The sequence below is a fragment of the Pseudovibrio sp. POLY-S9 genome, from assembly GCF_001431305.1.
Lineage (GTDB): Bacteria > Pseudomonadota > Alphaproteobacteria > Rhizobiales > Stappiaceae > Pseudovibrio.
The window spans coordinates 3,366-29,195 of sequence record NZ_LCWX01000177.1; the positions used below are offsets into that span (position 1 = coordinate 3,366).

The following is a 25,830-nucleotide window of genomic DNA, read 5'->3' on the forward strand; positions in this document are numbered from 1 at the left end:
ATAATCTCCAACTGGTGGCCTTTAAAGCCTCCTACGGTCTCAAGATGCTTAATAAAGAGGTCTTGAGATATTGGACGAAGCTCGCTGGCCGATGTGTGCAGATTGGTGCCAACCTGTATCTCGCCATCGACGATCTTGTAGGAGAGAAAATTGACATGTTCCAGCGGCTCACCGCCCGCTCCTCTTCTGTTCCTTGTGACAGGGGCATCAGGGTCAGGCGTAAGATGACCCAGTGGATCCGTGATGTTTTCAACCTCTCCATAAAAGTGGAACTTCTTCGAGCCCATAACTGCTGAACTGACGGTGCCTAGCTCTGCTTCTGTAACCGGGAGCACTGGCTCTTCTTTGGCAGGGCTCGCCATAGGGTTTTCAGACCCGGAGCGACTATAGCGTGCGGTGATCCCGCCGGTGCCTGCACCCAATGCCAAGCCCAAAACATTGGCTTGCGAGAAGAAGGGCTGATTGTAAGCAATTGCGGTTATCCCTCCAGCCATTGCCGCATCAGTAAGGCCAGACGCTGCACCGGCGAAGACTTCGCCCGCACCAGCCCGTAGCACACGCTCCATACCAACACCAGCAGCACCTCCAGCTCCTCCGCTCAAAATATCAATGGCGATTTGCTTTCCGGTAATTTGGTTACCAAGTACAGCAGAGGCCGCAAGGTCGCCTGCTGTCGCACTCAACGCCCCAGTAAGGGCTGAGGCAGCAAGGCTAGCTCCCAGGGATTCCCCAGCCCACGCACCCAAAGGCCCGCCCAATAAAAACCCAACGGACAGTCCAACCGCAAACCCCATGCCAAAGGCGATCGTGTCCCTCGCATCCAGGCCAAGCGGGTCCATTTTACCGATCGGATTGCCATCCGCATAAGCATAGCGATTGAGTGAGATTTGGGGGTCCATCGACAAGAATCGCATGGCTGCCGGGCTGTACCACCTGGCCCGCATAAAGGTCAGCTCGCTATCGGGATCAGTGTACTGTCCGTTCCAGTTGAAGCTGTTGGGCCGGATAAGCGAGGATTGCGCACTAACTGTGCCATAATCTGAGATTTCAACCTGATTGCTGCTTGTCGGCGTGCGTTGCAGGCGCACGGAGTTCGCCGCATTTGAGAAGGTCACAGCGCCAGTTTCATCTGTTTGCGCAACAAGCTGGTTTTGCGACCACACCAATGCGTGATGCGTGCCGTTTCCCGTATCGCTTTTGGTTTCCACCGAGGTAAATGATCCGCCAACCGTATACAGCTTGTCTGTGGCGCTGCCATTGTCGACCGAGCTCAGCATCCCATTGGCGGTGTAGGTGTTTTGGATCTCCGGTTGATTTGCGGGCTGAACAGCGGTCAGCAAGCCCAGCCCATCAAACGTGTAATTTTTGCCGTCAACATCCTGTATCATCCGCCCATTGGTGTCATAGACCGCCCCATGGCTGGTGAGCTGGTTTAAGACATTGTACTCATAGTCCTCTCGCTTGCCGTCAACACTATGCGAAAGGATGTTGCCAGCACCGTCGTAGCTAAAGGTTTCACTGCGCAGGACCTCACCTAGCGCGTTTTTCAGGTCTGAGCCAACAAGCTGCTCCAGCCCGTTATAGGTCATGGATCGGGTCGTCTCGACTGTTTCACCCGTTTCATTTTGCCAGCGAATTGTCAGATCACTCAGATGCGGCCAGTCATTGCGTGTCAATTGCGCACGAAACAGCTCAGCGTTGTTGGCATCAGTTGTTGTAAGCTGACTGATCTGCGAAAACGCATCAAAGTCATAGACTGTATTTTGCGTCATCCCAGCCTCAACACTCTGGCCCACAAGTATACCGTGGATGTTGTTGACTGTTCCCCAAGTATTGGTCAGGACTACATTTCTCGTGGTCTGCTGGGAAATGCGGTTGTAGCCATCATATTCATAGCTAGTCCTTGCACCACCAGGTAAGGACATGCTGATCACTCTGCTCAGGGAGTCCTTTTCCAGCTGTACCCTGCTCCCATCGGAGTAAGTGACGGATGACGCCGTGCCATCGAGTGAATACTCGTAGATCAACCGATCAGTCCCATGAGATGCTTGTTGTAAGCGCCCATTAGGCAAGTAATTATAGGAAAACGACGCATCCCCAGCTTCAATACTTGTCAGCCTGCCAGCATCATCATAACCATAACTAAACTGTGTACCGTCAAGGAGGATTTTCAGAGACAGTTTACCATCTGAATTGTATTCTCTACGTTCTTCCTGACCAAGCTGATTTCTCAGGGTCACCAGATTACCAAGCTTATCAAAGGTCAGCGTGTCACTGTTAACCTCCGGCTGTGCCTGATCATTGTTGACGATCTGGCGGGAAATCATCGTAGTATTGCCAAGCAAATCCCGGGTTAGCGAGGTGGTTGAGGCCACGCGCAGATCTTCATCCTCAGGAATACCGATATATGCCGTTTGCAAAAGAGAGCCGCTGGGATCGTAAGCGTATGTTTTTGCTGCGATAAAAGTTGCGTCCTCATCTTTTATGCGAAAGTCGCTTACCGACATCTGTTGGCCAAACCCGTCATAGGTGAAGTTACGCAGGCGCGCTTGCGCCGGTAGGTCAGCCTGTTTGAACGCAAACAGGGTATTTTGAATGACCTGTCCCAGACCATTACTCTTTACCTGATTGCGACGATCTCCGTTTATCGCCATGGTTTTACTGCACTCAACATCCTCATAGGTAACAGTAAACTCGTTGCCAATTGAATCAGTGCGCTTAATTTCCCGGCCAAGACCATCATATTCAACGCTGATAACTTGTCCTGTCAGGTCTGTATGGCGTGCCAGCAGACCCAGGGCGTTGTAGGTTGAAACGCTCAGCACGCGGGTCAGCTGTGGGTTCTCCTGAGTGGGGTCGCCGTTGTCTTCCTGTTTGATTTTCCTGCCATTTTCATCATATGTGGTGCGCACTTCATAACCATTCTCGTTATGAACAAGCATATAATTGATTGCCGCTTCTGAGGACCCAGAGGTGGTATGCACCAGACCATAGGAATACGTGACCGTGGTCCCAAGCGGGTTTTGTGAGGATGTCAGGCGGCCAGAAGCATCATAGGTGTAGCGATAGGAGTGGCCTTCCGGGGTGGTTTGCTCAACGCATGGCCCCGTAGGCAAACGCATGTCGAATACAGTGGTGCTGATGCCACCATTTGCATCTTTAAGGGAAACGGATAACCGGCCCGTGCCACTATCAAAACTTTGGGTAAAGCTGTTGCTGATCGTCTCATCCGGGTTCTCGCCATCCTCATTAGGCACTGTCCAATCAAGGTCCCAGCGGGTAGGCTGCCCGGATTCATCATAAAAGAAACTCTTGGTTTTAAAGGGATTATACGCTGATTGCTCAGGTAATTTCTGCGAGATTGCAACAGAAGCGATCGTCTTGGCATTGTCGCTTAGTCCAAAAGACAGTTTATGGCTTTTGTTCTCAATTAGATCCTCGTTCACCGTTTCCAACGGCATTTCACCGCCCCAGCCAGCTTCCACATAACTGTGCTTGCGCTCGCTGACCAGTTCAGTGCTGCCGAAAGTCAGGTCATACTGTTTACTACTGAGGATTTTGCCATAGTCATCATAGCTTGTTTCCGTTCTACTTTGCTCAATCCAGCTATCACCATCTGCATCATGGACACTATAAGCAACGGATACCGGTTTGCTCATGTTAACACTGCGGTCATGGGCATCCGAAACGTACTCGTAAGTGTATGAGGTTCGATAGGCTTCAACCACATAGCGATCTTCATCCAGAAGGTAATGATGCTCATGCAGCGGACAGTGCAAAAAGTTATAGTACACACGCGATGCTGCGACCCGGTTGCCTTGCGCATCAAACCGCTGCTCTAGCGTATCATATTGATAAGTCTGGTGATCACCGCTCATCAGGCAGTCTTCGGTGGCGCTCAACCGGCAACCAATCGCATAGCCGGTAAAGGTGCGTCTGTCTGTATCAGAGCCATATGTATACTCAATAGAATCCACCTTGTTGCCTTGCGCATCAAGATGGATGATCTCGCGAATGGCAGGGAAGGAATGCTCCGATCCGGCTTGGTCCAGATAGTCAATCTCGGAATAGTAAAGGTTGGTCAACAACCCGGTTGTATAAGTGATATTCGCAATCACGGTGGTGTCAGAGGCGGTTGTGTATTCAAACCGGATCAATGCACCAATCTGGTTGACAACATTTGCAATCCCATTGTCACTGTAGTTTATGGTCTGCGTGCTGCCATCTGGAAGATGAATTTCCACTGTGTTAGAGAGGTAGGAAAAACTAACCGTCTGGCCGAATGAATCTGTGATACTTTCCAAATAGTTATCGAAGATATCAGTATCTTTGTTGATGTAGGAATATTGCAGGGAATTGCCAAAAATATCCGTGTGCACCACAAGTAATCCCGTGGCATCAAAGTAGCTCACCCCACCATCATTGTAGGCAAGCTTGTAGATATACTCACCCTCTCCAACAGGAAGTGGTTGGCTCTCAGTGTATTGCGTAAACTTCTGGCCGTGATCATTCACGTATTTCAAACCGGATTGGTAACCAGAACTATCCTGCCAGTCAGGATCGATGACGAAGGTCTTGCCCTCGACTGTTAAAGTCTTGCTGCTTGGATCATTTTGGTCAAACGCCACAAAGGGTAAGTTATAGCTCCAGCCATCTGGCAGGCCTAGCAATCCGGCTGTTCCAGCCTGATAATAAGCTGCAAGTCCAAGGCTGATTGCCTCTGTTTTTCCGCGCAGGTGTACCAGAGGAACTTGCACAAAAAGTGAGCCAGTATTTTTGTTCACATACTCATTGTACTGCAAAATTTGGTTGAAGGCCTGAGACCCACGGTATTGTGATTGTGACATGATAAACCTCAGATTTTATTGTTGTTTTGGAGGTGCCCGACCGAGCATCGGAAGAAACCCGCACACCAGTAGCAAGGCTTAAAGGGCCGAAAACTTATGGTAAACGACGTCAGAATGTGCCGAGGCAGCTTGCGGTGCTCCAGCACTCGCAAACTGCTCCAGGCTATGAGCATTAGTCCATATCGAACTGAATGTAGAGCGGGCCAGTTTTGCCAAAAGGCCAAGTAACTTCGTCTGAATCACAGTCGGCTGCTGAAGGGCAGACATGTGTATTGGGAACCTGGCCTTCAAGCTTCATAGTATTTAGGCCAAACTTAAGCGACCAGTCCGAAGATGTTGAGCCTGTTTTAGTCATATCGTCGGAGAAGTAACTTAAAGACCAATTGGATTCTCCAGTAGAACAACCAGAGAATAGTCTATCATCCGCCTCAACGTAACCGACGGATACACAAGAAATTCCCTTACGTTCTACTTCAACAAAATTATTTCTGCCAGTTTCTCGCATACAGTAGTCGCCAGATCCGCCGGCCTGAAAATTAAATGTGGTCTTTTCACTGGGTTCATTCGTATACTTCACACAGGCAAAAACAACTGCTCCAGCTCCTGCAAAAGCTGTGCTGGACATGAGTGTCACTGCGACAAAAGCAAGCATGCAAACTAACACACGCATATTATAACTCCTTCTTATTCTATTATTACTGGCTGATTACTTCAATCATTCACCAGTCTCTGCCATTTTGCCCGCATTTTGTTTTTGACGCGTGTGGCTCCCTCACTCACTAATCAGGGACAAATCAACTTGAAGTATAACGTTGTGTTAATTGCAGTGCCGGAGAAAGAGCGATCAAGCGATATTGTTGCCAGAGAAACTTCTGTCAGCTCGCGCAATTAGACCAATCGGTATAAAACTGAGGAAATTTGCGGTCTTAAGGGCCGATCCTCGCGGCCAAGGGCAAAGTCACATATTGAAGCTTGTTGTTGGCGGGCTGCAACTAGCTGTAGCGGCTTGATATTATCGATGATTTTGGGCTCAGATTATTTGAGACTGTAATTTCGCTTCGGCTCAAATTACCTGAGACTGGGCTCGAATTAGTTGAGACAGGCTCAGATTCCTGAGAATGAATGCAACGCACTGAAATCGTGGGGGATTTGGCAAAGGGCCAGAAGTTGACATTCGGGCGTTTCAATCAAGGGTTGATACAGTCTACATAGCGGATTTTTTGAGTATCCGAGTGGGCAGTTTTTCATCGAGTAAGGCGATCACTCAAGCAGGCCACAAGGTGAGTTCGCTGAGCCCAAGTTGCGGATTTTTAGCGCCGCAGCAAATATCGGGTTTGTGGAAGCCGACCAGATGGCCGCTATATTTACAGTCACAAACGTAAGCAGGCGAAGAGAAATAATGCTTTTTGTCTAAGGGTCAGCGAGGTAAATCGCGAACCGGGCGAACGTTATCTTCAAACGGCACATGCCGCCGCCGAAATGTTGTGTTCTGGATGTAGTCTGGCTTCTTAATCCGATCCATTTGAAAATGACGGAAGTCCTTACGTGCAGGATCCCAGGCTACCAAATACCATAGTGGTGGTAAGATCAGCATTGCTTGCGGCTCAACAATTCGGCTGGTTACTACCCCTTTTGCGTCACAGTACTGGAAACGCAAGTGGAGCTGTTGAAGAAAAGCTGTTTCGAATGCAGGCAGCAGCACAGGCTCCATTGCTCCCATATCGGATATATCTACCTGCGGTGAAAGCTGCCCTACATACAAGCAATCCAGAAATCGGCGTAAGTCTCGGACTCTGTCCGACGGCAGAGCCTTCTCAATTTTGGCTAGTCCGGCATCTGCGAGAGCCGAAAAAGGCAGGTTTCCAGCGGCTCGCATGCACGCCACGCTGATAAGAAGTGCAAATACTTCAGCAACCGAAATACGCGCTGTGGTCTGAACTGAGCGTGGATCGAGTTGCAGGCCACCGCCGCGCCCAGGTTCAGAATGAATGACAAAGCCCTCATCCCGCAAGGCCCTAATGTCACGCAAAACGGTGCGCCGGGATGCGCCAACCTCCTCCGCTAAGTCAGCAATTGTCGAAGTACCGTTTCGGCGCAGGCTGCGCACGATTGCGTCATGACGAAAGCGAGTGTTCATTTTGCAAAGCGACCATTCAATGGTGACAGAATTTGGCACTATTGCAAACTAAACGATCCTTGAACATGTCTACAAGGAGAGTGTTATGTTTGATCCCGACAATTTTCCCAAACCCGCCCTAATCGCCGTCAACGGTGTGGAACTCGAAGTCTTTGAAGCAGGTCGTGAAAATGCAGGAAACCCCATCGTACTCTGCCATGGGTGGCCAGAACATGCCTATACTTGGCGTCATCAGATATCCGCTCTTGTCGAAGCTGGCTACCATGTCATCGCCCCAAACCAACGCGGTTACGGCAACTCATCGCACCCTATAGAAGTTGCAGATTATGACATTGAGCACTTGACGGGGGATCTCACCGCACTGCTCGATCACTACGGGTACGAAACCGCTACATTTATCGGTCACGATTGGGGGGCATTTGTCGTTTAGGGGCTGACTTTATTGCATCCAGAGCGGGTCAAAAGCCTAATAAATCTGGCCTTGCCCTACCAGGAGCGCGGAGAAAAACTATGGACCGAGTTCTTGGAAGAATTACTCGGAAGCGACTATTATATGGTTCACTTCAACCGGCAGCCAGGCGTTGCAGATACTGTACTAGACGAAAATCCATCCCAGTTCCTTCGCAACTTGTTCCGCAAAAATGTACCGCCCGAGCTGAGTTTAGACGTACTCAACCTCGCCAAAGCAAAAGCACCGCTTGGTGAGCCAATTATGAGCGACAGCGAACTGGCCGTCTTCGTCTCCTCTTTCAAAGCCACAGGGTTCACAAGCAGCATAAACTGGTACAGAAACCTTGATCGCAACTGGTATATATTGGCGGACGCGAACCCAATCATAAAACAGCCTGCTCTCATGATTTATGGTGACCGTGACGTGATCCCTAAATTTGAGAGATTATCGGAGTTTGTGCCGAATGTGGACGAGGTCAATCTGGACTGCGGCCATTGGATACAGCAGGAAATGCCGGAGGAAACAAACCAAGCAATTATGAAATGGCTGGAACAACAGGCTACCGCCTAGTCCCTTCGATATTTCAAGGTACGTGTGCCCTCCGGCCATGTCGGAGGGTGTTCCCCTAAAATCTATCAGTATGGCTTGAGTTGAAGGCGTAGAGGATGGTCAATGTAATCTTTTTCAAGAGACAGGAAGAGTTTAGCGATTGGTTGAAAGAACATCGAGAAGCTGGAGAACTTTGGCTGGGCTATTTCAGGAAAAGTTCGGGGCGAGCTAGCCTTACGTGGACCTCTTCGGTCGATGTCGCTCTTTGCTTTGGATGGATCGACGGCATTCGAAAAACCATTGACGAAGAGAGCTATAAGATCCGTTTTACGCCGCGCAAAATACAAAGTGTTTGGAGTGCTGTGAACGTGAAGAAGGTCAATGCACTCATACGGCTGGGAAAGATGGAATCAGCCGGGATGGAAGTCTTTAACAACAGATCAGATGCACAAGGCTACACCTCAAAGGATCGAAGTGTGCCGCTTACAAAGGCCTATGAAGATCAAATCAAGGCTAACCAACCTGCTTGGAGCTTCCTTACGAGTTTGGCACCTTCCTATAAACGAGATTCTATCTGGTGGGTCATGAGTGCCAAGAAAGAAGAAACACGGCTGAAACGGCTTGGCATTTTGATTACCTCATTCCAAGCAGGGCAAAAAATACCATTTTTGCTAAAGTCATAAAAGCTCCTGCGTAAGGCTGTGGTTCAACAAAACAGTCATTGTAAATAGTACTCTCAGCGGCAGCTTCTTCCGAAAGGCGTTTGTCATGAGCCCAGCCAACTTGTATTTACTGCCTTTAAAAACATGTTTGATGAGAAAACGCTGAAGTTTAGCACTCGCTCTGGCAGGGAGGCTCCGAATTAGAGCAAATGGCCGAGCAAAATGCTTGTAGCCAGGGCCAGAAGCCGCCATTAGAGCATTTCCATCAGAGGTTGAGGTAACATCAGTGTGATGATGTAGTAGAGATTTGTGGGGTGAACTCCTCGCAACTCAATAATCGTGCGGCCACCGAACGATGAGCACATATAAATCTTAATTACTCTCCCACATCTATTGAACAAAGGATTTGGAAAATGGCAGCATAACTGCTTTAATCAAATTGTCCGGTAACTGTGACGAACTCCAATGCGGCAGAGGCGATCGTGTGCAGCAGCGAGTTTGCCGTGGATTGCATGGCAAACAGGATGCAGAGCGTAATGAAGCCACCTAGAACTGGGTGCAGGAACGTCTCCAAATAGACCGGCATGGCCTGATCGGCCTCGGCGAGCTCAGGTATCTTGAGCCGCATGTAGAGACCGACAAGGTTCTGTCGCTATCTTTGCCCGGCTTGCAGCAGTCTTCTCTTCAGTTTAAAAGAGTTCGCTCCAGATTTACGATTTAAGGTTTGCTGCTTTGACCCGTTTTAAAGGTACCTATTACCCTAAAGACGTTATCCTGTATGCGGTGTTTTTCTACGTTCATTATTCGGTTTCCTACCGCGATCTTGAAGAAATTCTGGAGGAACGGAGTGTTGATGTCGACTACGCTACTCTCAACCGCTGGGTGGTGCGGTACGCGCCTATGATGGGCTTTATAAGGCCTTTCATTCAGCCGTTGTCACACTCGAGGGAGTTGAAACCGCTCACATGATCAGAAAAGGCAGCTAAGACAAGAGGACGTGCCGGCCTGGCGCCAGTTTATGGCGCTCGCAGGATAATTGTGTCCAAGCCATAGGCGCATTGCGAGTAACCAAAAAATTTGCGACAGAACCAGTAAGCGCTACACAACCACACGCATTTGAATGCTGGGTACAGAAGCGGATTTGCAGCCAAAAATGCGTTCACGGGCGAGAACTCGATGGGCCCAGTTGCTGTGGGTGGCAGGTTCACACATTGCACCACCAATCTGGAATACCGCCAAGGCATCCTTTTCGATAATTGCCTTTGCTTGCTGCAACTCCTGCTCAGATACTTTCATGCCTTCAACTATTATGGGAATCTGACATGGATGGATAGCCGTTTTTGACACGAAACCCGCAGTTACATCGCGCTGAACTTCACGTCTTAAGGTATCTGGATCATCGATAATATCGAATACGGGAGCGGCAACTGGATACCCGGCAGAAATCAGCATAGATGAGCACATTGAAAGCACCCATCCAAGAGGCCCCTCCCAAGATGTCATCTCACGTTCCCGACGTAGACCCAGCGCCCCAAGGAAATCATTTCCACCAAGGCGAATTGCAGACACAAGCCTGTGATCATAATCTCTTAGGACATCTCTAAAGGCTACAATGCAGCCTGGATCAAAATAGTCAGCCGACTCCAGAGTGGGCATGATGCACAATCCCGCAGAAGAGGCCAATTGCATCCAATCTGCTGCTGTATCCGGACGTACCTTTGGCGCAACAAACCCTTCAATTCGGTCTATGTTTTTGAAGGATGCCAAACGATGCCCCATGCTCAGCGATCTCGGACGAACAAAAACTCGAAGGCCTGAACTCTGGTTGATTAGAGGAAGAAGCTCACGCAGTGTCCCTACTGCACGCTCAACATCACTTTCTGCAAGTGCATCTTCAAGACAAAGAACAACAGAAGAGGCTGGACTATTCGTCCTGCCGGTAAGGATATCTGGCACTTTGTGATGGATGATCGGCACATAAAGCGTAGCGCCGAGTCCGTATGCTGAGAACATGTGGTGGAAATCAACCATTACGACATCTTCTCAATTAGTGTAATCGCCCGAAACGGACCAGTCAGCGTGGGAGATACCTCGAGGGGAACCTGGCCTGTTTGGCACAGATGTATCAAGGCACTCAAATCCTCATCCTCTTTCGAACGAATATAGACTTTCTTAGGTTTGCGCCGCAAAATAGCGCGAGTTGCTTCCGAAATCCCAGGTTTTATCCGGTTGAGATTATCGACCTGATTTAGCTCTGCAACCAGATGTACGCAACGCATCGTATTCTGGCGTAGATGGTTAAGCGTCGCCGGGTCATTGGTGATTGCTCCGCAATTCTTACGCTCTGTCTCGCAAAGACTGGAAATTCGATCAACGAAAGCTCGGCTCACATCGATATCAGCCAGATGGTTTACCGGAATGTATCCATGAAAATCATCAGGTGCGATGAGATCCCCTGATAAAATAGACCGGCTAATCAGTCCTGAGATGTTGGCTCCTAGAATACCTGAGGGAATGAGCCAATCCTCATGTGAACCTGACATGGTTGCAAACCCAGACGGGTCCGCCAACACAACAAGTTCAGGATTGGAGCTCGCAAATGCCTTCCAACTGGTTTCCAACTCGCGAGATATGGCCCCCTTGCCGGTCCAGCCATCTACAAAGAGGATTCCGTCTATATTGCGACGGCTTGTAATATAGCGCATTGCATTGGTATCGAGGCCTTTATCGCGGATGATAGAAACCCCGAAATGCTGGCAATCAACGCCTGTGGCTTTAAGTTCGCGATGCAGCAACACACCATAGGGAACACCTGCGCGCACCAAGGAACACAAGGTTATCTGTGCATCCAAGTCACCCTTGGCAATCCGCATTTTGATGGCCTTTGCAAGCCCAGCAATTTCCCGCGAGATGCGGACGTCGCCACGACTGCGTGCTTGCTCAAAAAGCTCCAGATAACGTTCATCTGGCCGGCGCTCCTGCGAAATCATTTCAGAGTAATGCGCAGCACCCGTCTGAATCAGCCGCTCTTTTTCGTCCACCGGCGTAGGCTCGATAGCAACCTGCTTGAGCAGGAATAAAACATCAGATGGGTCGTAGGTCCCGGAGCTTAGAATGGCGTTATCTAGCACTGTCAGACACCCCTCTTTGGAAGAGTGTCCAGTGCGTTGTGGGTTTGACTACCGGATGGAACAACCATCATCTGGCAAGCTTCCATGAACGGCAAATCGGTAAGGCTATCACCCATGCCCCAAATTGGGCGGCGATCACTCTCCGCTATTTCCTGAATCAGATACTCCACGGCTGAGCGTTTCGAAATTTCATGTGGCATGTAAGCCAGATTGTTGCCATTGCGGTGGCAAAAAAGCTGATCGCCGACAACTTCATCCAAGAGCGATTGCTGCTCGTCTAACCAAGCTTCGTCGCCGTTCGACTTTACGCAGTAGTAAATAGGAAGCTGTTGCTCATAAACGATCCAGTGACGTAACTGTGATGCGTGCGCGCGCTCAGTGACGACGTTTCGTATAGACTCCAAAAATTCCGATTTGGCGGCAGAGATCTTCCGAGTGCGATCAAACCACTCTGGGTCCAGCGTACCATCTTCCCTTAGAATTACAGCTCCGTTAGAGGCTATCTTATAATCAGAAAAAGGCAGCACACAGCGTTCCAGCGCATCTGTAGAGCGAGCGGTCACTGGGATAAGGCGTGTGGTCACATTGAGCCAATTGAACATGGCTGATTGCGCCTCGTTCATATATGAGTGTTTGCCATTTGTGGCGTGCGAAGCTATCAGCTGCGGGTTGGGATCAACACTCATTTTTCCAGCAGTTTGGAACAGGGTATCATCCAGATCTGTGAACACAATGGGGGACATCGTCATACTAAATATTCATCATTTCAAATACTTGACCGTCTTTATCTACGATATGCCCTTTGCCTAGAGCACGGCGTAATATGGGGTGGACCCCCTCAATGGTCGTTTCGGTAAATAGCACTATTCGATCCCAGTCATCTGGCTCTACATTGTGCAAGTACATGTCCAGCCCTATACCAAAATGGTCCGGAAAGGTTATTTTATGTTCAATCGCTGGCCCTGATAAGATAGGTGACCGGGTAGTTGCAATGAAGCCAACCTGACGTGTCTCAGGGGAGACTTGCTCGACTGCCTCGGCGTACAGAAACGGTTGCCAAACATGTTCGCCCGTTCCTATCACCAAAATCCGTTTATCACGATCACCTATCGGTGGAACTGGCAAAGTTGAGAGAAGATGGGCACCATCGGACATCTCACCTCCTTTCAGTCCATTCCGAGGAGAGCTAAAACTGGAGCACGAATCCGGCTCCCAGGGAGGGCACATAGCCGCCGCCACCGCTGGCAGATTGGGAAGTTTGGCGCTTTCATCTTGTTTCCAAATCCAGCTGCCAGACATGAGTGACACCGCAACAGTTTTTGTACCGCTGGTCACGGCCTCAACACGAGCCCGCGCACGATCATCTGACCAATCTGTCAGTGTCACCAGTATTATGCGACCAAACCTCGCCCCTTGCACATACAAGCCTTCAGCTAATTGAGCAAAAGTGTTTCCGGTCGTCGTTTCATCATCAACCAACACAAGAGTACTTTGCTGGCCAGATTCACAATAAGACTCGTCCGGGCGCATAATATTGTGATCTTGCGCATGGCTGTGACCTTCAACGATTGTGAACCAAGGTATTGCATCGTTCATTACGTGGCGCGTTGTGTGAAGATAGCCAATCTTTCGCTCAGGAAGCTTCTGGCGCAAACAATCAAAGATACCTGCGCCAATTCCTACCGCAGTTTCAGCATACCCCATGACAAAGATGGGGCCATCAAGCAGGAGCGTTTGTGTTTTCTCAGTCAGAGCCCAAAGTGCATCACGGTGATTGGAGGGAGTGACCGGGATATGGCGTCCCAAAACTGTAGAAACAAATAGAAAGGCACGCTTTGGGTTCTGTCGTTCTGCAAGAATAAACAAATTCTCAGCATCAACACGATCAACTTTTAACTCTAGCTTGCCCGTTCGAAAAGCGTACTCCGTGGTTCCTGTTGGAGACGGTGCACAGCGATTTGAGCTTTCCACACGCATAAAATCCCTTTTCAAAAATAGCCTCGTAGCTTCTTAGAGGAGGATGTTGATGAATACCATTCACGTAATGCAAATCCAAACCTGAATGCCTCTAAGCGATGTTAGACTCCAACTTAGTTACCCCTACAGCTTTACGGATCAAATTTGGAACATCGAACTTCAATAATTTAATCAGTACGTTAAATTGGCATTGACATTGGGTACAACGTAATTAATTGATATTCTATACTTCGTAGCCATATATTTTTTGTATTAGATTCAGTAGACGGGGAATAACGATGTCGTTACTTATGGGGGCAAATACCTCTATTAGCAATCCGAACACAATTGTTTATATTGAGTTCCCTGCTGGTTCCAATATTGATATAACCGCGTTACAGATCTACGCTGGGGGAAAAGTCCGTGGCGACAACGATATGTGCTTTTATAATCAACCCAGTATCTCAGATGGTGCCATTAAATTTGAACAGAGCAACTCTGGGGCAACGTTTAATCTGAATCTCAGTGGAATCCCAGAGGAAGCTGAAAAAATTGTTTTTACAGCAACAACAGATGATGCAAATCCCTTCTCTGCGCTAAACGGTCGCTTAGCCCTTTCGCTTGACGCTACGCACATCGAAATCTCATGTGCGGATCGAGAAGAGCGCGCCCTGATCCTAGCGGAAATCTACAAGCGTAACGGTGCTTGGAAAGTTCGGCATGTGGGACAAGGGTTCAATGGTGGCCTACAGGCAATTGCTGAACATTTCGGCATCGAAGTTGCAGCTCCCTCCGAGGCACCCGTATCTATGCCCAACCCGGTTCCAAAGCCTGCAACACCACCAAAAATTAATCTCTCCAAGGTTTCCTTAACGAAAAACGAAAGCCGTATTTCCCTCAAAAAAGAAAACGGGAGATATGGAAAAATTCGCGTAAATCTGAATTGGAACCAGAAAAAGAAGTCCAGTGGCATATTTGGAATGGGCAAACGTGGAATCGATCTTGATGTTGGCGCTTTCGTGGAAGGTACAGATGGCAGTGTGACAGCGGTTCAGGCTCTCGGTAATACTTTCGGGAATTACTCCAGCTTTCCTTACACTTTTCTTCATGGCGATGACCGCACCGGTGCTGCTACGGATGGCGAATGGCTTGAGATCAACGGCGAACAGTGGAACAAACTACGACGCGTCCTAGTTTATGCCTTTATCTATGAAGGTGCGCCTGACTGGCGCGAGACTGATGGTGCAATACGAATCCTCGTTCCAGATCAACCTGAAATTGAAGTGCGTATGAATGAACATGGATCTCGTGATGGGATGTGTGCAGTTGCGCTCCTTGAAAATGTCGGGGGGCAGGTTCAAGTTAATCGCGAGGTTCAGTTTTTCAAGGGGCATCGTCAAATGGACGATGCATACGGATGGGGTATGAGATGGGTTTCGGGTCGCAAATAAGTTTGCGGCATGAAGCCACGGGGACGTTTCGCAGAAGGCTTCGACATTGATGCTTTTTACCGCAAAAATGATGCAAATTAAACTTCAATAAATGTTGGAACTTTGATTGAACCTGAAGGGTTATTAATGTCGGAAGACCTTTCTCTCTCTGCTCAACCTCCAGAGAACTTCTGGCAAAAGTTGTTGCGCTATATCGAGCTTTTTTTGAGCGATGTGGGGAATATTCTCCCCCGGTTTGGCCAGGGGGAGGACAGTGTCGCCTTTTCAATTGCCTTAATCGCATTGTGCGCAAAGCTGGCCAAAGCTGACGGCTTAGTGACGAACTCAGAGGTGAGTGTTTTCCGCTCAATCGTTGAAATTCCTCCTGAGGAAGAAGGAAATGCCATTCGGGTTTTTAACTTGTGTAGACAAGACGTCGCCGGATACCAGAGCTACGCAAGGCAAATTCACAAACTTTTAGGTGAAGGTGAGCACGCAAATAACCGACGCTGTGATGTAATGGATGCACTGTTTCACATCGCAATGGCTGATGATGTTTATCACGCAGATGAAGAGCATTTTTTGGAAGAAGTTGCCGAAATCTTTCACATTTCTCAACCTCGTTTCGAGTGGCTGAAGGCACGCCATATTCCCGATTCCTGGAACGCTAGTATTGTACTCGAAGTTCACCCCGATGCTCCTGCGCATGTAGTTCGCAACGCTTGGCTTGCAAAAGTGAAAGAAAACCACCCAGATCGTCTAATCGCTACGGGAGCGCCTCAAGAGATGCTCGCTTTGGCTACATCACGCATCAAAGATATCAACAAAGCTTACGATGAGCTCAAAAATGCCAATATGCATTACTCTCCTCAGTTTTAAAGGAACAGAAAATGGCGATTAGCCTTACTAAAGGGAAGCCGCTCTCTTTAACCAAAGAAAGCCCCGGACTTACCAAAATCTTCATGGGTCTTGGATGGGACCCTGTGGAAAAAGGCGGTTTCCTTAAAAAGCTCTTCAGTGGCGGATCTAGTGAAATCGACTTGGATGCGTCTGCGGTTCTATTTGACAAAAATAAAGCCGCAATTGATCTTGTTTTTTTCCAGCAATTAAATTCGCGCGATGGATCAATCAAGCACGGCGGAGACAATCTCACAGGTGAAGGTGATGGCGATGATGAAATTATCTACGTAGATCTTGCGAAATTGCCGTCTAACGTGGAACACCTCGTCTTTACTGTGAACTCATTTCGTGGACAATCGTTTGACGAAGTTGAAAACGCATTTGCACGGTTAGTTGATCACACTAAAGACCAGGAAATCTGCCGCTATGACCTTAAAGAAAAAGGGCGTCATACCGGTGTCGTTATGGCTTCGATGTCAAAAGAAAATGGCGGCTGGACGATGACGGCTCATGGTACGCCTTGCCAAGGTAGAACCGCAAAAGACATCATCGATGATGCAGTAAGGGTAATTTAATGTCAGAAACATTCTTTGAACGGCTGCGTGCCAAAGGGGCTAGCGCCCGCGCAGCCCTCTCCGCAGAGGTCTCAAAATTTCGCAACCAAACGTTCCTTGATGCGGTTATTGCCGCCTGTGCAATGATTGCAGCAGCAGATGGAAACGTGTCTTCTGATGAAAAACAGAAGATGGTTGCTTTCCTCAAGCGGTCAGATGAGCTTAAACATTTCGATACAACCAAAGTAATCGCGAGCTTTAACAAGTTCATTGAAGGCTTTGAGTTTGATCAGATCATTGGCCGTGGTGAAGCTTTAAAAGCAATTGCACAGCTGAAGGGTAAAGACGATCAAGCTCGCTTGCTTGTTCGTGTTGCGTGCGCAATTGGTGCTTCTGACGGTGATTTCGATGATGACGAAAAAGCCACCGTGCACGACATCTGCAAAGAACTCAATTTGGATGCGCAAGAGTTCGGTGTTTAGCCAATAACTGGGCAGTTAAACTGCCCAGTTTTAATCACTAGAAAGATCGTAATTACATGCACTCTCTCGCGGGTTATGAACTCGGAGTTCTCGCAATCGGGGCTATCGGGTTTGGGCTTTTACTCCTAATCAAAGGAGGCGATTGGACCATTGAATCAGCTGCTTGGATCGCCGAAAAATCTGGTTTATCTAAGCTTTTCATTGCCGCTACAATCGTTGCCTTTGGAACATCAGCTCCTGAACTATTCACATCCATCAATGCGAACTTGTCTGGCTTTGCCGGTATTTCTCTTGGTAATGTGCTCGGATCAAACATTGCCAACGTCTTCATGGTGATCGGGATTTCAGCCATGATCATGCCGATTGCCATTGACCGGTCACGTGTGCGCATTGACACCATTGTCATGATCGTTGCGACTGCGGTTCTGGTTAGTGGCGTCATGACAGGCACATTCTCCCGGCTCATGGGCCTGCTGATGTTCGCTGGTATTATTGGCTATGTTGGCTACCAGTACAAGAACGACAGCCTGGGGGATGATGACGAGGATGTGGAAGAGGCGCCTGAATTCAGCAGTATGGGCAAAGCGATTCTGATGCTTATTCTCGGCTTTAGCGCCATGGTTGTCGGCTCTGAGGTGCTTGTTAGAGGCGCAGTTGCTGGCGGCGTAGCGCTCGGCGTACGGGAGGCTGTCATCGGGATGACTGTTGTTGCTTTCGGTACATCTTTACCAGAGCTTTCAACTTGCCTGGCAGCAGCGCGCAAGGGCCACTCGGATATGATCATTGGTGGAATTGTTGGCTCAAACATCTTCAACATCCTTTCCATCGTCGCGCTGACCGCAATTGTAAGGCCACTTGTAGCAGCACCGGACTTCCTAACGTTCGACATCCCTGTGGTCGTGGTGGTCACGGCCATCTTTGCAGGTTTCTTGTTCTTCATGAAAAGCTTTGGCCGATTAACTGGTGGGCTCTTCACTGCTGGCTATGTTGCTTTCATTTCGTTCCAATACAGCACACTCTTTGTCGGCTAATTAAATCAAGGAGAAACACAAATGGCTTTGTCTCTGTCAAAAGGTCAAAACCTTTCACTCACCAAAGAAGCACCAGGCCTGACGAAAACCGTCATTGGCTTAGGTTGGGATCCACGCTCCACCGACGGTAAGGAGTTTGATCTTGATGCCTCCGCCTTCTTGCTGGAAGAAAGCGGAAAAGTACGCTCAGAAGCAGATTTCATTTTCTATAATCAGATGAACTCCACCTGCAGCTCTGTCAGTCACACCGGTGACAACCGTACCGGTGAAGGTGATGGAGACGATGAGAAAATCAAGGTCGATTTGTCGAAGATCCCGCAGGACGTTCAAAAAATAGCCGTCACCGTGACAATTCACGAAGGCGCAGAACGGAAGCAAAGTTTCGGTCAAGTCGAGAACGCGTTTATTCGTGTTGTCAACGAGGAAACCACTGCTGAAGTTGTACGCTACGACCTGTCGGAAGACTACTCGACAGAAACTGCAATGGTTTTCGGTGAACTTTACCGCCACAACGGTGAGTGGAAATTCCGGGCCGTGGGTCAGGGATACGCGGGTGGCTTGCAAGCTATGTGTTCCCAATTTGGAATCAGTATTTAATTAGAGGAAATAAAATGGCTGTATCACTACAAAAGGGTGGGAACGTTTCTCTCACTAAGGAGGCTCCGGGCCTCAGTGCAGTAACGATTGGGCTTGGCTGGGATTCTCGGGCTACCGATGGTATCGATTTCGATCTTGACGCCTCTGTTTTCGTCTGCGGTGACAATGGCAAAGTTCGCTCCGACAGTGACTTTGTGTTTTACAACAACAAAGAAGGTGCTGACGGTTCTATTATGCACCTTGGCGATAATCGTACCGGCGAAGGCGACGGCGATGATGAGCAGGTTAAAGTTAATCTGACCAAAGTCCCTGCTGATGTCAAAAAGCTTGTTTTTTCAGTCACTATTCATGATGCGGAAACTCGCAAGCAAAACTTTGGTCAGGTTGAGAACGCCTTCATCCGGGTAGTAAACCAAGCCGGGGAAACTGAGATTGTCCGTTACGACCTCAGCGAAGATTACTCTATCGAGACTGCTATGATTTTTGGCGAACTCTACCGACACAATGAAGACTGGAAGTTTAAAGCGGTCGGTGCGGGCTTTGCTGGTGGTCTTGGCCCACTCGCCTCAAACCACGGCGTAAACATCTAATCTACCTACGAATACCAGTCCGGGCAAAAAGCCCGGACTTTTCATATCAAACCTCTGAGGAAGATCAGATATGCGAAGACTTCCCGTTTATCTTTTGCTGGACACTTCCGGGTCAATGATGGGGGAGCCGATTGAAGCGGTTCGCAACGGCGTTCACCTGCTCCACGCGACCCTAATCCAAGATCCCTATGCCCTAGAGACTGCATATCTTTCTGTCATTACATTCGATAGCGAAGCTAATCAGTTGACCCCCCTTACCGAGCTTGCTGAATTTCAGGTGCCTCAGCTAAAGGTTAAAGGTACCACATCCTTCGGCAATGCCTTGTCGTTAGCAGCTGACTGTATTGAACGTGAAGTTCAAAAATCGACAGCAGACACCAAAGGGGACTGGAAACCTCTTGTGTTCATCATGACTGATGGCGCTCCAACCGATGACTGGCAAAAAGGTTTTGATCGTTTCCGGCAGGTGAAGTGCGGCAACATTATTGCCTGTGCCGCTGGCCCTCACGCCGATACCAAGATTCTCAAACAAGTCGCAGAAGTGGTGGTGCATCTTGAAACCGCTGACACTGCTGCCATAAAAGTATTTTTTGAATGGGTTTCCGGTTCCATTGCGAACACGTCTAAGAAGATTGACCTTACGAAATCAGATGCAGACGGCCCCCATGATCTACCACCTCCACCCAAAGAAATTAGCCTTGTGAAATAGGAGAACTCTCTTGAGACGACTTCCTGTATACCTTCTTCTCGACACTTCGGGCTCCATGAAGGGCGAACCTATTGAGGCAGTTAATAGTGGCTTGGAGACGCTTGTAGAAGCTCTCCGGCAAGATCCGTACGCGCTAGAGACCGTACATATTTCAGTCATTACTTATGATCGTGAAGCCACAGTTTTGGTTCCAATGGTTTCACTTGAAGATTTACAACTTCCACGTATTTCAACGCCGGATTCCGGCCCGACTCATACTGGCGAGGCTCTGGAATGCCTTGAGCGCCTCTATAAGAGTGAGATTATTCCAAACTCAGAGGATAAAAAGGGCGATTGGGCTCCCTATTTATTTATTATGACCGATGGCAAACCTTCGGATGTAATGCTCTTTGGGCAGATGTGTCCGCGCATCAAAAAACTCGGTTTTGCAAATATTGTTGGGTGTGTTGCGGGACCGAAAGCGCATCGCAAAGATTTGGAACAGCTTTGCGATCAGGTGGCATCCCTTGACACGATGGATAGCACAAGCTTCACCTCCCTCTTCAAATGGGTCTCTGACGTTTTTGCTCAAGGCAACCGCAGCATGGGTGCAAAGGCGGATACGCTTCCACCTCCACCTGCGGAAATTAACCTCGTCTAATGCTCTCTAAGGCGGCTTAGGAAGAACCATAATGCGCAAGTTTCCAGTATATTTGGTTGTCGATGTTTCTGAATCGATGATCGGAGAAGCCCATACCCAACTTGAGAATGGCATAAGGCAGATTGTTGAGGACTTGCTGCAAGACCCTTATGCGCTTGAAACCGTTTGGCTTTCAGTTATAGCGTTTGCGGGGCGTCCCCGCACGCTAACTCCGCTCACTGAGATTTGCGAGTTTATGGTACCCCATCTGCCTGTTGGCGGTGGCACCGGTCTAGGGCACGCCCTAACTCATCTGATGGTCGAAATTGATCGCAACGCAACAACGACGACTCCGGATAAAAAGGGCGATTGGAAACCTCTGATCTTTCTCATGACCGATGGACATCCAACTGACAATCCTGAACCTGCAATTGCCCGCTGGACAGCAAAATACGCTCAAAAGGCCAATATGGTCGCTGTCTCAATCGGTGGGGGCGCTGATGATGCACTCCTGAAACGGTTGACGGATGAGGTTTTTGCTTTTGATGACACGAAGCCCGGCGCCTTCGTACATTTCATTCAGTGGATTACCAATTCAGTTTCGGCTTCCACGCAAAGTGTTTTGGCCGGTGGCAATCTCACGCTTTCAAAAATGGCTCCGGAGATTGAAGTTTCTCCTGCCTCACGAGCCTACGGTGATACTGATGACAGATATGCGGTTTTCGTAGGCCGCTGCTCAAAGAGCAAAGCACCTTATGTTGCTAAATATGAAAAACACATAGAGCCAATTGAGAGCAACGACCCCAGACTTGCTGCCTTATTCAGTTCAAAAAAGTATGTCCTGCAGACGGTTGTTCCCGTACAGGGGGATTATTTTGAACTCTCAGATAATCTTAACGATCACCAGTCGCAGGTCTCTGCCTCAGAACTTGTCGGACAACCGGATTGCCCACACTGCCAAGCCTCTTTCGGAATGGCCGTTTGCGGTTGTGGCAACATTCATTGTGTGCAAGGTGACGGCGAGGCGACGTGTCCATGGTGCCAAAACACTGGTTATTATAGCAGCGGCCCAGATGCTGGTGGCCTTGAAATTAGCAGAGGTCGTGGATGACCGACAATAAACTGCCTCCTTCGGATTTAAGCTTGGCCTTTGATGAACTTGAAAACGCGCTTGACGAATTACAAGCATTGGTTCCCCCCGTTGACAGTTTTTGTCCAGCGGACTATCGCGGCCTGAACTCCGCCGAGCAGTTGTTGTTATATTGGCTTTACACTCAATCCCAAAAACGGCTGAATGCACCGGAATTAGAACTTGGCGACAGGGCTGATCCCAGTGAAGAGATACCAGCGGATGAAGCTCCCGGCCCAACAAAAAAAACATTGGGCAATGATCAGCCTTCAATGACTAAGCTCGCCGATGTTTTGCCAAGCCACTCCATAAGTGCCGTGAACCCAACGGCGAATGAATTGGGAGCATGTGAACCCGAGCAACCGTTCGTTGTCGCTCCCAATACCATTGAGCCAAGCTCTGACGAACTTGAACCGGGCGTGCCACAGGAACCAACCCACAGCCAAAACGCGGAAACGCTAAAGACAGATGGCACAGTCGAGCAAGAGCCTGACACTCAAGCGATTGAGCCGCAAGTAGTCGCTGATACAGAGAATAAACCTCCTCTTGGAAAACCTATTGATATGCCTAGGATTGACCAGATCGAAATCAGCGTTAGAAACGCACGGGAAGATCAAGCGTATTCCCAGCCCATTGAAGGCTTCAGCGAACTTACTCTAGAAGACGATGCCGGAACTGGCTTTGAGCTGACCAGCGAAGGTGTCCTTTCCGGCATACCGCGCCTCACAGGTAGCGTGACCCTGCGCCTGCGAGGCTTGAAAGATGAGCGTGAGACCCAGATTAACGCCCGAGTTTCAATCATCCCGGATCCCAGAAAAATCTGGATGAAGTCCATAGCATCAGACCAAACCGCAGTCTTTGCAAAGCCTGATACGGATTTTGGGAGTGCAGTTGGTGATGCATTTGTTGCTGGCGCCAGTGTGCGCGGTCGATCTCATGCGATTAAAGGCGGCTATCGTGATGATGATTTCAAGATCCAGACGCATGGAGAAGGGGGCTGGCATTTTATGGTCGCTTGTGACGGGGCAGGGTCGGCACCGCTTTCCCGCGAAGGATCACGCCTTGCCGCTGAAACTGTTCTGGAAGCACTCCCAAGTCTAACTGCAAAACATATTGACCCCAATCTTGATGAAATTCTGGCGGCATACCTTGAACACCCGGAAAGCGTCATTGACAAAATCAAGAACAAGCTGATTTATCCGGTCCTGCCTGATGCAGCTCTTAAAGCGGCAAATGTGATTAGTGAGGTTGCTGAGAGCCATAACCGGCCCGCAACAGATTATTACACCACAATCCTGATCGCGATTAGCCGCAGGGTTGGAGAACATTGGTTCACAGCCACTTTCACCATCGGTGATGGCGGCATCGTTATAGTCGATATGCCCAATGAAAGCGTTCGTCCTCTGTGCCTGCCAGATAGTGGAGAATTTGCAGGTCAAACGCGCTTTTTGATGAAGTCGGAATTTTCCGATGCCCGCAAAACCATTGATCGGATCTTCGTTGATGTTAGGAAAGAGTTCACAGCACTGGCCATCATGACAGACGGAATTACTGACCCGCTGTTTCCTACTGACAAGGCGCTGGCAGACCCTGCCAACTGGGCTAAGTTCTGGTATGAGAATTTCGGCAAGGCTGTGAAATTGTCCCGGGATAACACAGAGCTTGAGACGGAATTCATCGATTGGATGGGTTTCTTTTCCAAAGGCAACCATGATGACCGGACAATGATCGTACTCGTACCGGAGGACTGCGCGTGACCAGTGTTCGCCTAACGTCCAAGCTCACCGGGAATACCATCGAATTTATCGATGAGATAAAAGCGTCCGGCGGCATGAAAGACATTTATTTTTCACCTGACAAGAGCTATGTCGTTGGGTTCTTCCGAAACAAATCAGACCCAAACCAACTTGAACGCTTGCGCGACATCTGTACGCGTTATCGGGAAAACCTCTTTAATCAAAGTGGTGGCGACTATTGGGAGAGTGCTTTTCGTTGGCCCCATGATCTTGTTGAACGAAATGGCACTATTGGGGTTGTCGTGCCGTTTTATGAGAATGCATTCTTCTTTGCTCACGGCTCCAAGAACGGCGACTTCCTGAAAATCAAAGGGAGAGAGAAGGAAGGCAAGTGGTTTTCAAGCGCTTCCAATCGTGAGAAATTTCTCGACCCGCGCGAGAAAGGAACTTACCTCTCTCACCTTCAGATTTGCCTTTCGATCGCTAGGGCCGTACGCCGCATGCACATGGCCGGCTTGGCTCATTCCGATCTGAGCTACAAAAATGTACTGGTGGACCCAACCTCTGGCAAAGCTTGTCTGATTGATATCGACGGTCTTGTTGTTCCCGGCAAGTATCACCCGGATGTGGTGGGAACACCTGATTTCATTGCACCTGAAGTGATCAAAACCCAGCATCTTGACCGCAAAGATCCAAACCGGATTTTACCCAGTGTCAAAACCGACCGTCATGCGCTGGCTGTGCTGATTTATATGTATCTTTTCTATCGTCACCCCTTACGCGGGCGCAAAGTGCACGACCAAAGTCCGCAGCGCGATGAAGAACTTTCCATGGGTGAACGCGCCTTGTTTGTTGAGCATCCACTTGACGCAAGCAATCGCGTGCGACCAGAGGACTTGCGCAAACAATCCTTGCCTTGGGGAGATCCGAAGGCGCGCCCGTATTCAATGGCAGGTCCAGTCCTCAAAAAGCTATTTGAGGAAGCCTTTATCGATGGATTGCATAATCCCGCCAAACGCCCCTCAGCTGCGACTTGGGAAAACGCGCTTGTTCGATCCATTGATCTGATACAGCCTTGTTCCGCCAAATGTGACATGGGTTGGTATGTGTTTGACAACAGCAAAGCGCCGTCCTGCCCGCATTGCGGAACCCCTTATAAGGGCAAATTGCCAGTGCTGAACTTATACTCACAACGGCGCAAGGGTAGTTACCATTATGACGACCACCGCTTGATGATATGGGACGGGCAGTCTCTTTTTCCGTGGCACATACGCACGAGTGTCACTCCCAATGAACACTTGAAGCAAGCCGAAAAAAAACGGGTTGGCTATTTTCAAAAACACAATGAAAGCTGGTGGCTGGTGAACGAGACCGTGGTTGGCATGAGAAATTTGGGCGAAGGCACAATAATCCCAATTGGCGGCAGGGTTAAGCTTGAAGACGGTGTCAATATTCTACTTTCACCAGAAGATGATGGAAGAATGAGCCTAGTTCAAATGTCGGGAACTTAATGTTATAAATACATTATTTATATTGAAGTAAAAATGGGCAATAATAAATTCTTGAGGCTATTTTAGTTTTTTTCTCCGCGAATAGCAGCAAGTGCCACTTTCGCTTTAAAAGCCGGGCTATGGTTCCGGCGAGGGCGTCTGCTCATGGTATTCTCCTGTTCTTGGCATCATGCCAGTTTCAGGGGCTAAATCCACTTAGACAACCTGTCCTAAAAACCGAAGCCAGCTCTGGCAATGGTATAATTTGAACCTGCACCAACCTTTAACTTAAGTGATTTTGCATGGACGGGTGCTCAGCGATTGCCCCACCTTTCATAACATGCGTTTAAAAAGGCGAGACAGCCAGGTTATGAGTTGTCCCTGAGCACTGGTGGTAGGATCATACCTGATTGTAGCCCCAGTTGATCAAGCACAAAATCAATAGCTATGATCAGCGAGAACCGGCTTAATATTGCTAAGTTTGACACCTGTAAGGTTAGGCTTGATGATATTTCGCTTTCTTTCGCGAACCCAAACCATGACACCCGCCGCGATTGTGACTGCTCCGCCGACTACGGTAATAATATCGGTGATATAGCCAAAGAATAAAAAGCTCAACAAAACGGCTACGGGAAGTGCGAGAAAATTGAACGGTTGTAGCGTGCTTGCAGGGGCGTATTTCAATGCTTCGGTGAAAAGAATGTGGGTGGCTATGGCACAAACAATCACCACCTGTCAGTGCTGGATGTATTTTCCCCATTTGTGCTGCTTGAAAATTACCCACTTTCGCAGCTTTGACTTTTGATTGAAGGGGCATGCCCCTTCAATCA

24 protein-coding genes and 1 pseudogene are annotated in these 25,830 nt (G+C 48.9%); 16 read left to right on the forward strand and 9 right to left on the reverse strand.

Annotation, left to right across the window (positions count from 1 at the left end; all coding sequences use genetic code 11):
- The 3 genes from PPL9_RS17830 to PPL9_RS17840 form a co-directional block, all read right to left on the reverse strand.
- On the reverse strand, positions 1 to 4,847 hold a 4,847-nt coding region (locus PPL9_RS17830; protein WP_057463962.1), incomplete at its 3' end, for an RHS repeat-associated core domain-containing protein.
- Positions 4,848 to 5,019: 172 nt separating this feature from the next.
- Positions 5,020 to 5,517, reverse strand: coding sequence for a hypothetical protein (locus PPL9_RS17835; protein ID WP_152986741.1), 498 nt, complete (start codon positions 5,515 to 5,517; stop codon positions 5,020 to 5,022).
- Between the two features lie 747 nt (positions 5,518 to 6,264).
- A complete protein-coding gene (locus tag PPL9_RS17840; RefSeq protein WP_057463984.1) occupies positions 6,265 to 6,984 on the reverse strand; it encodes a WYL domain-containing protein in 720 nt (239 codons plus the stop codon).
- 85 nt (positions 6,985 to 7,069) lie between these two features.
- Here PPL9_RS17840 and PPL9_RS33455 point away from each other — a divergent pair, with 85 nt between their 5' ends.
- The 3 genes from PPL9_RS33455 to PPL9_RS17850 all read left to right on the forward strand — a co-directional run bounded on the left by PPL9_RS33455 (position 7,070) and on the right by PPL9_RS17850 (position 8,667).
- On the forward strand, positions 7,070 to 7,414 hold the full coding sequence (locus PPL9_RS33455; protein WP_208989459.1) for an alpha/beta fold hydrolase: 345 nt from the start codon (positions 7,070 to 7,072) through the stop codon (positions 7,412 to 7,414).
- Positions 7,415 to 7,507: 93 nt separating this feature from the next.
- Entirely contained in the window at positions 7,508 to 8,005 is a 498-nt protein-coding gene (locus tag PPL9_RS33460; RefSeq protein ID WP_208989460.1) for a hypothetical protein, read from the forward strand.
- A gap of 95 nt (positions 8,006 to 8,100) precedes the next feature.
- Positions 8,101 to 8,667: a YdeI/OmpD-associated family protein gene (locus PPL9_RS17850; protein ID WP_057463964.1), complete on the forward strand. Its 567-nt coding sequence runs from the start codon at positions 8,101 to 8,103 to the stop codon at positions 8,665 to 8,667.
- A 409-nt stretch (positions 8,668 to 9,076) separates the two neighbouring features.
- On the opposite strand, the gene PPL9_RS17860 is transcribed toward PPL9_RS17850, so the two are convergent.
- On the reverse strand, positions 9,077 to 9,274 hold the full coding sequence (locus PPL9_RS17860) for a hypothetical protein (protein WP_057463966.1): 198 nt from the start codon (positions 9,272 to 9,274) through the stop codon (positions 9,077 to 9,079).
- A 104-nt stretch (positions 9,275 to 9,378) separates the two neighbouring features.
- On the opposite strand from PPL9_RS17860, the pseudogene PPL9_RS31420 reads away from it, so the two are divergent.
- Positions 9,379 to 9,552: pseudogene (locus PPL9_RS31420) on the forward strand (IS6 family transposase); the annotation flags it as partial.
- Positions 9,553 to 9,744: 192 nt separating this feature from the next.
- Here PPL9_RS31420 and PPL9_RS17865 read toward each other — a convergent pair.
- Genes PPL9_RS17865 through PPL9_RS17880 form a run of 4 tightly spaced genes read right to left on the reverse strand, consistent with a single transcriptional unit; the run spans position 9,745 to position 13,643 of the window.
- Complete coding sequence (locus tag PPL9_RS17865; RefSeq protein WP_057463967.1) at positions 9,745 to 10,677, reverse strand: HpcH/HpaI aldolase/citrate lyase family protein; 933 nt, start codon at positions 10,675 to 10,677, stop codon at positions 9,745 to 9,747.
- Positions 10,677 to 11,777, reverse strand: a complete 1,101-nt coding sequence (locus PPL9_RS17870; protein ID WP_200962332.1) for a cysteine protease StiP domain-containing protein — start codon at positions 11,775 to 11,777, stop codon at positions 10,677 to 10,679. Before PPL9_RS17870 ends, PPL9_RS17865 begins: the two co-directional genes overlap by 1 nt.
- Positions 11,778 to 11,779: 2 nt before the next feature.
- Positions 11,780 to 12,526: a hypothetical protein gene (locus PPL9_RS17875; RefSeq protein ID WP_057463969.1), complete on the reverse strand. Its 747-nt coding sequence runs from the start codon at positions 12,524 to 12,526 to the stop codon at positions 11,780 to 11,782.
- Position 12,527: 1 nt separating this feature from the next.
- Positions 12,528 to 13,643 carry a phosphoribosyltransferase domain-containing protein gene (locus tag PPL9_RS17880; RefSeq protein ID WP_161831337.1) on the reverse strand — a complete coding sequence of 372 codons (1,116 nt, stop codon included), beginning with the start codon at positions 13,641 to 13,643 and terminating at the stop codon, positions 12,528 to 12,530.
- 389 nt (positions 13,644 to 14,032) lie between these two features.
- Here PPL9_RS17880 and PPL9_RS17885 point away from each other — a divergent pair, with 389 nt between their 5' ends.
- The 12 genes from PPL9_RS17885 (at position 14,033) to PPL9_RS17940 (ending at position 25,021) form a co-directional block, all read left to right on the forward strand.
- A complete protein-coding gene (locus tag PPL9_RS17885; protein ID WP_057463971.1) occupies positions 14,033 to 15,184 on the forward strand; it encodes a TerD family protein in 1,152 nt (383 codons plus the stop codon).
- A gap of 126 nt (positions 15,185 to 15,310) precedes the next feature.
- Entirely contained in the window at positions 15,311 to 16,042 is a 732-nt protein-coding gene (locus PPL9_RS17890; RefSeq protein ID WP_057463972.1) for a molecular chaperone DjiA, read from the forward strand.
- Between the two features lie 11 nt (positions 16,043 to 16,053).
- The gene (locus PPL9_RS17895) at positions 16,054 to 16,638 is read left to right on the forward strand and encodes a TerD family protein (RefSeq protein ID WP_057463973.1); all 585 of its coding nucleotides are present in this window, start codon (positions 16,054 to 16,056) and stop codon (positions 16,636 to 16,638) included.
- Complete coding sequence (locus tag PPL9_RS17900; RefSeq protein WP_057463974.1) at positions 16,638 to 17,099, forward strand: TerB family tellurite resistance protein; 462 nt, start codon at positions 16,638 to 16,640, stop codon at positions 17,097 to 17,099. Before PPL9_RS17895 ends, PPL9_RS17900 begins: the two co-directional genes overlap by 1 nt.
- 56 nt (positions 17,100 to 17,155) lie before the next feature.
- Entirely contained in the window at positions 17,156 to 18,130 is a 975-nt protein-coding gene (locus PPL9_RS17905; protein WP_057463975.1) for a calcium/sodium antiporter, read from the forward strand.
- A gap of 21 nt (positions 18,131 to 18,151) precedes the next feature.
- Positions 18,152 to 18,727 carry a TerD family protein gene (locus PPL9_RS17910; protein ID WP_057463976.1) on the forward strand — a complete coding sequence of 192 codons (576 nt, stop codon included), beginning with the start codon at positions 18,152 to 18,154 and terminating at the stop codon, positions 18,725 to 18,727.
- 14 nt (positions 18,728 to 18,741) lie between these two features.
- On the forward strand, positions 18,742 to 19,317 hold the full coding sequence (locus tag PPL9_RS17915; RefSeq protein WP_057463977.1) for a TerD family protein: 576 nt from the start codon (positions 18,742 to 18,744) through the stop codon (positions 19,315 to 19,317).
- A 70-nt stretch (positions 19,318 to 19,387) separates the two neighbouring features.
- On the forward strand, positions 19,388 to 20,026 hold the full coding sequence (locus tag PPL9_RS17920; protein WP_057463978.1) for a VWA domain-containing protein: 639 nt from the start codon (positions 19,388 to 19,390) through the stop codon (positions 20,024 to 20,026).
- Positions 20,027 to 20,036: 10 nt separating this feature from the next.
- The gene (locus tag PPL9_RS17925) at positions 20,037 to 20,666 is read left to right on the forward strand and encodes a VWA domain-containing protein (RefSeq protein WP_082596952.1); all 630 of its coding nucleotides are present in this window, start codon (positions 20,037 to 20,039) and stop codon (positions 20,664 to 20,666) included.
- A 31-nt stretch (positions 20,667 to 20,697) separates the two neighbouring features.
- Positions 20,698 to 21,756, forward strand: coding sequence for a TerY-C metal binding domain-containing protein (locus tag PPL9_RS17930; protein ID WP_057463980.1), 1,059 nt, complete (start codon positions 20,698 to 20,700; stop codon positions 21,754 to 21,756).
- Positions 21,753 to 23,531, forward strand: a complete 1,779-nt coding sequence (locus PPL9_RS17935) for a PP2C family serine/threonine-protein phosphatase (RefSeq protein WP_057463981.1) — start codon at positions 21,753 to 21,755, stop codon at positions 23,529 to 23,531. The genes PPL9_RS17930 and PPL9_RS17935 overlap by 4 nt, the downstream gene beginning before the upstream one ends.
- Positions 23,528 to 25,021 (forward strand): lipopolysaccharide kinase InaA family protein, encoded by a 1,494-nt coding sequence (locus PPL9_RS17940; protein ID WP_057463982.1) that lies wholly within the window; start codon positions 23,528 to 23,530, stop codon positions 25,019 to 25,021. The genes PPL9_RS17935 and PPL9_RS17940 overlap by 4 nt, the downstream gene beginning before the upstream one ends.
- Before the next feature lie 417 nt (positions 25,022 to 25,438).
- Here the strand turns inward: PPL9_RS17940 and PPL9_RS17945 are convergent, their stop codons facing one another.
- Positions 25,439 to 25,732: a DMT family transporter gene (locus PPL9_RS17945; RefSeq protein WP_057463983.1), complete on the reverse strand. Its 294-nt coding sequence runs from the start codon at positions 25,730 to 25,732 to the stop codon at positions 25,439 to 25,441.
- Positions 25,733 to 25,830 lie beyond the last annotated feature (98 nt).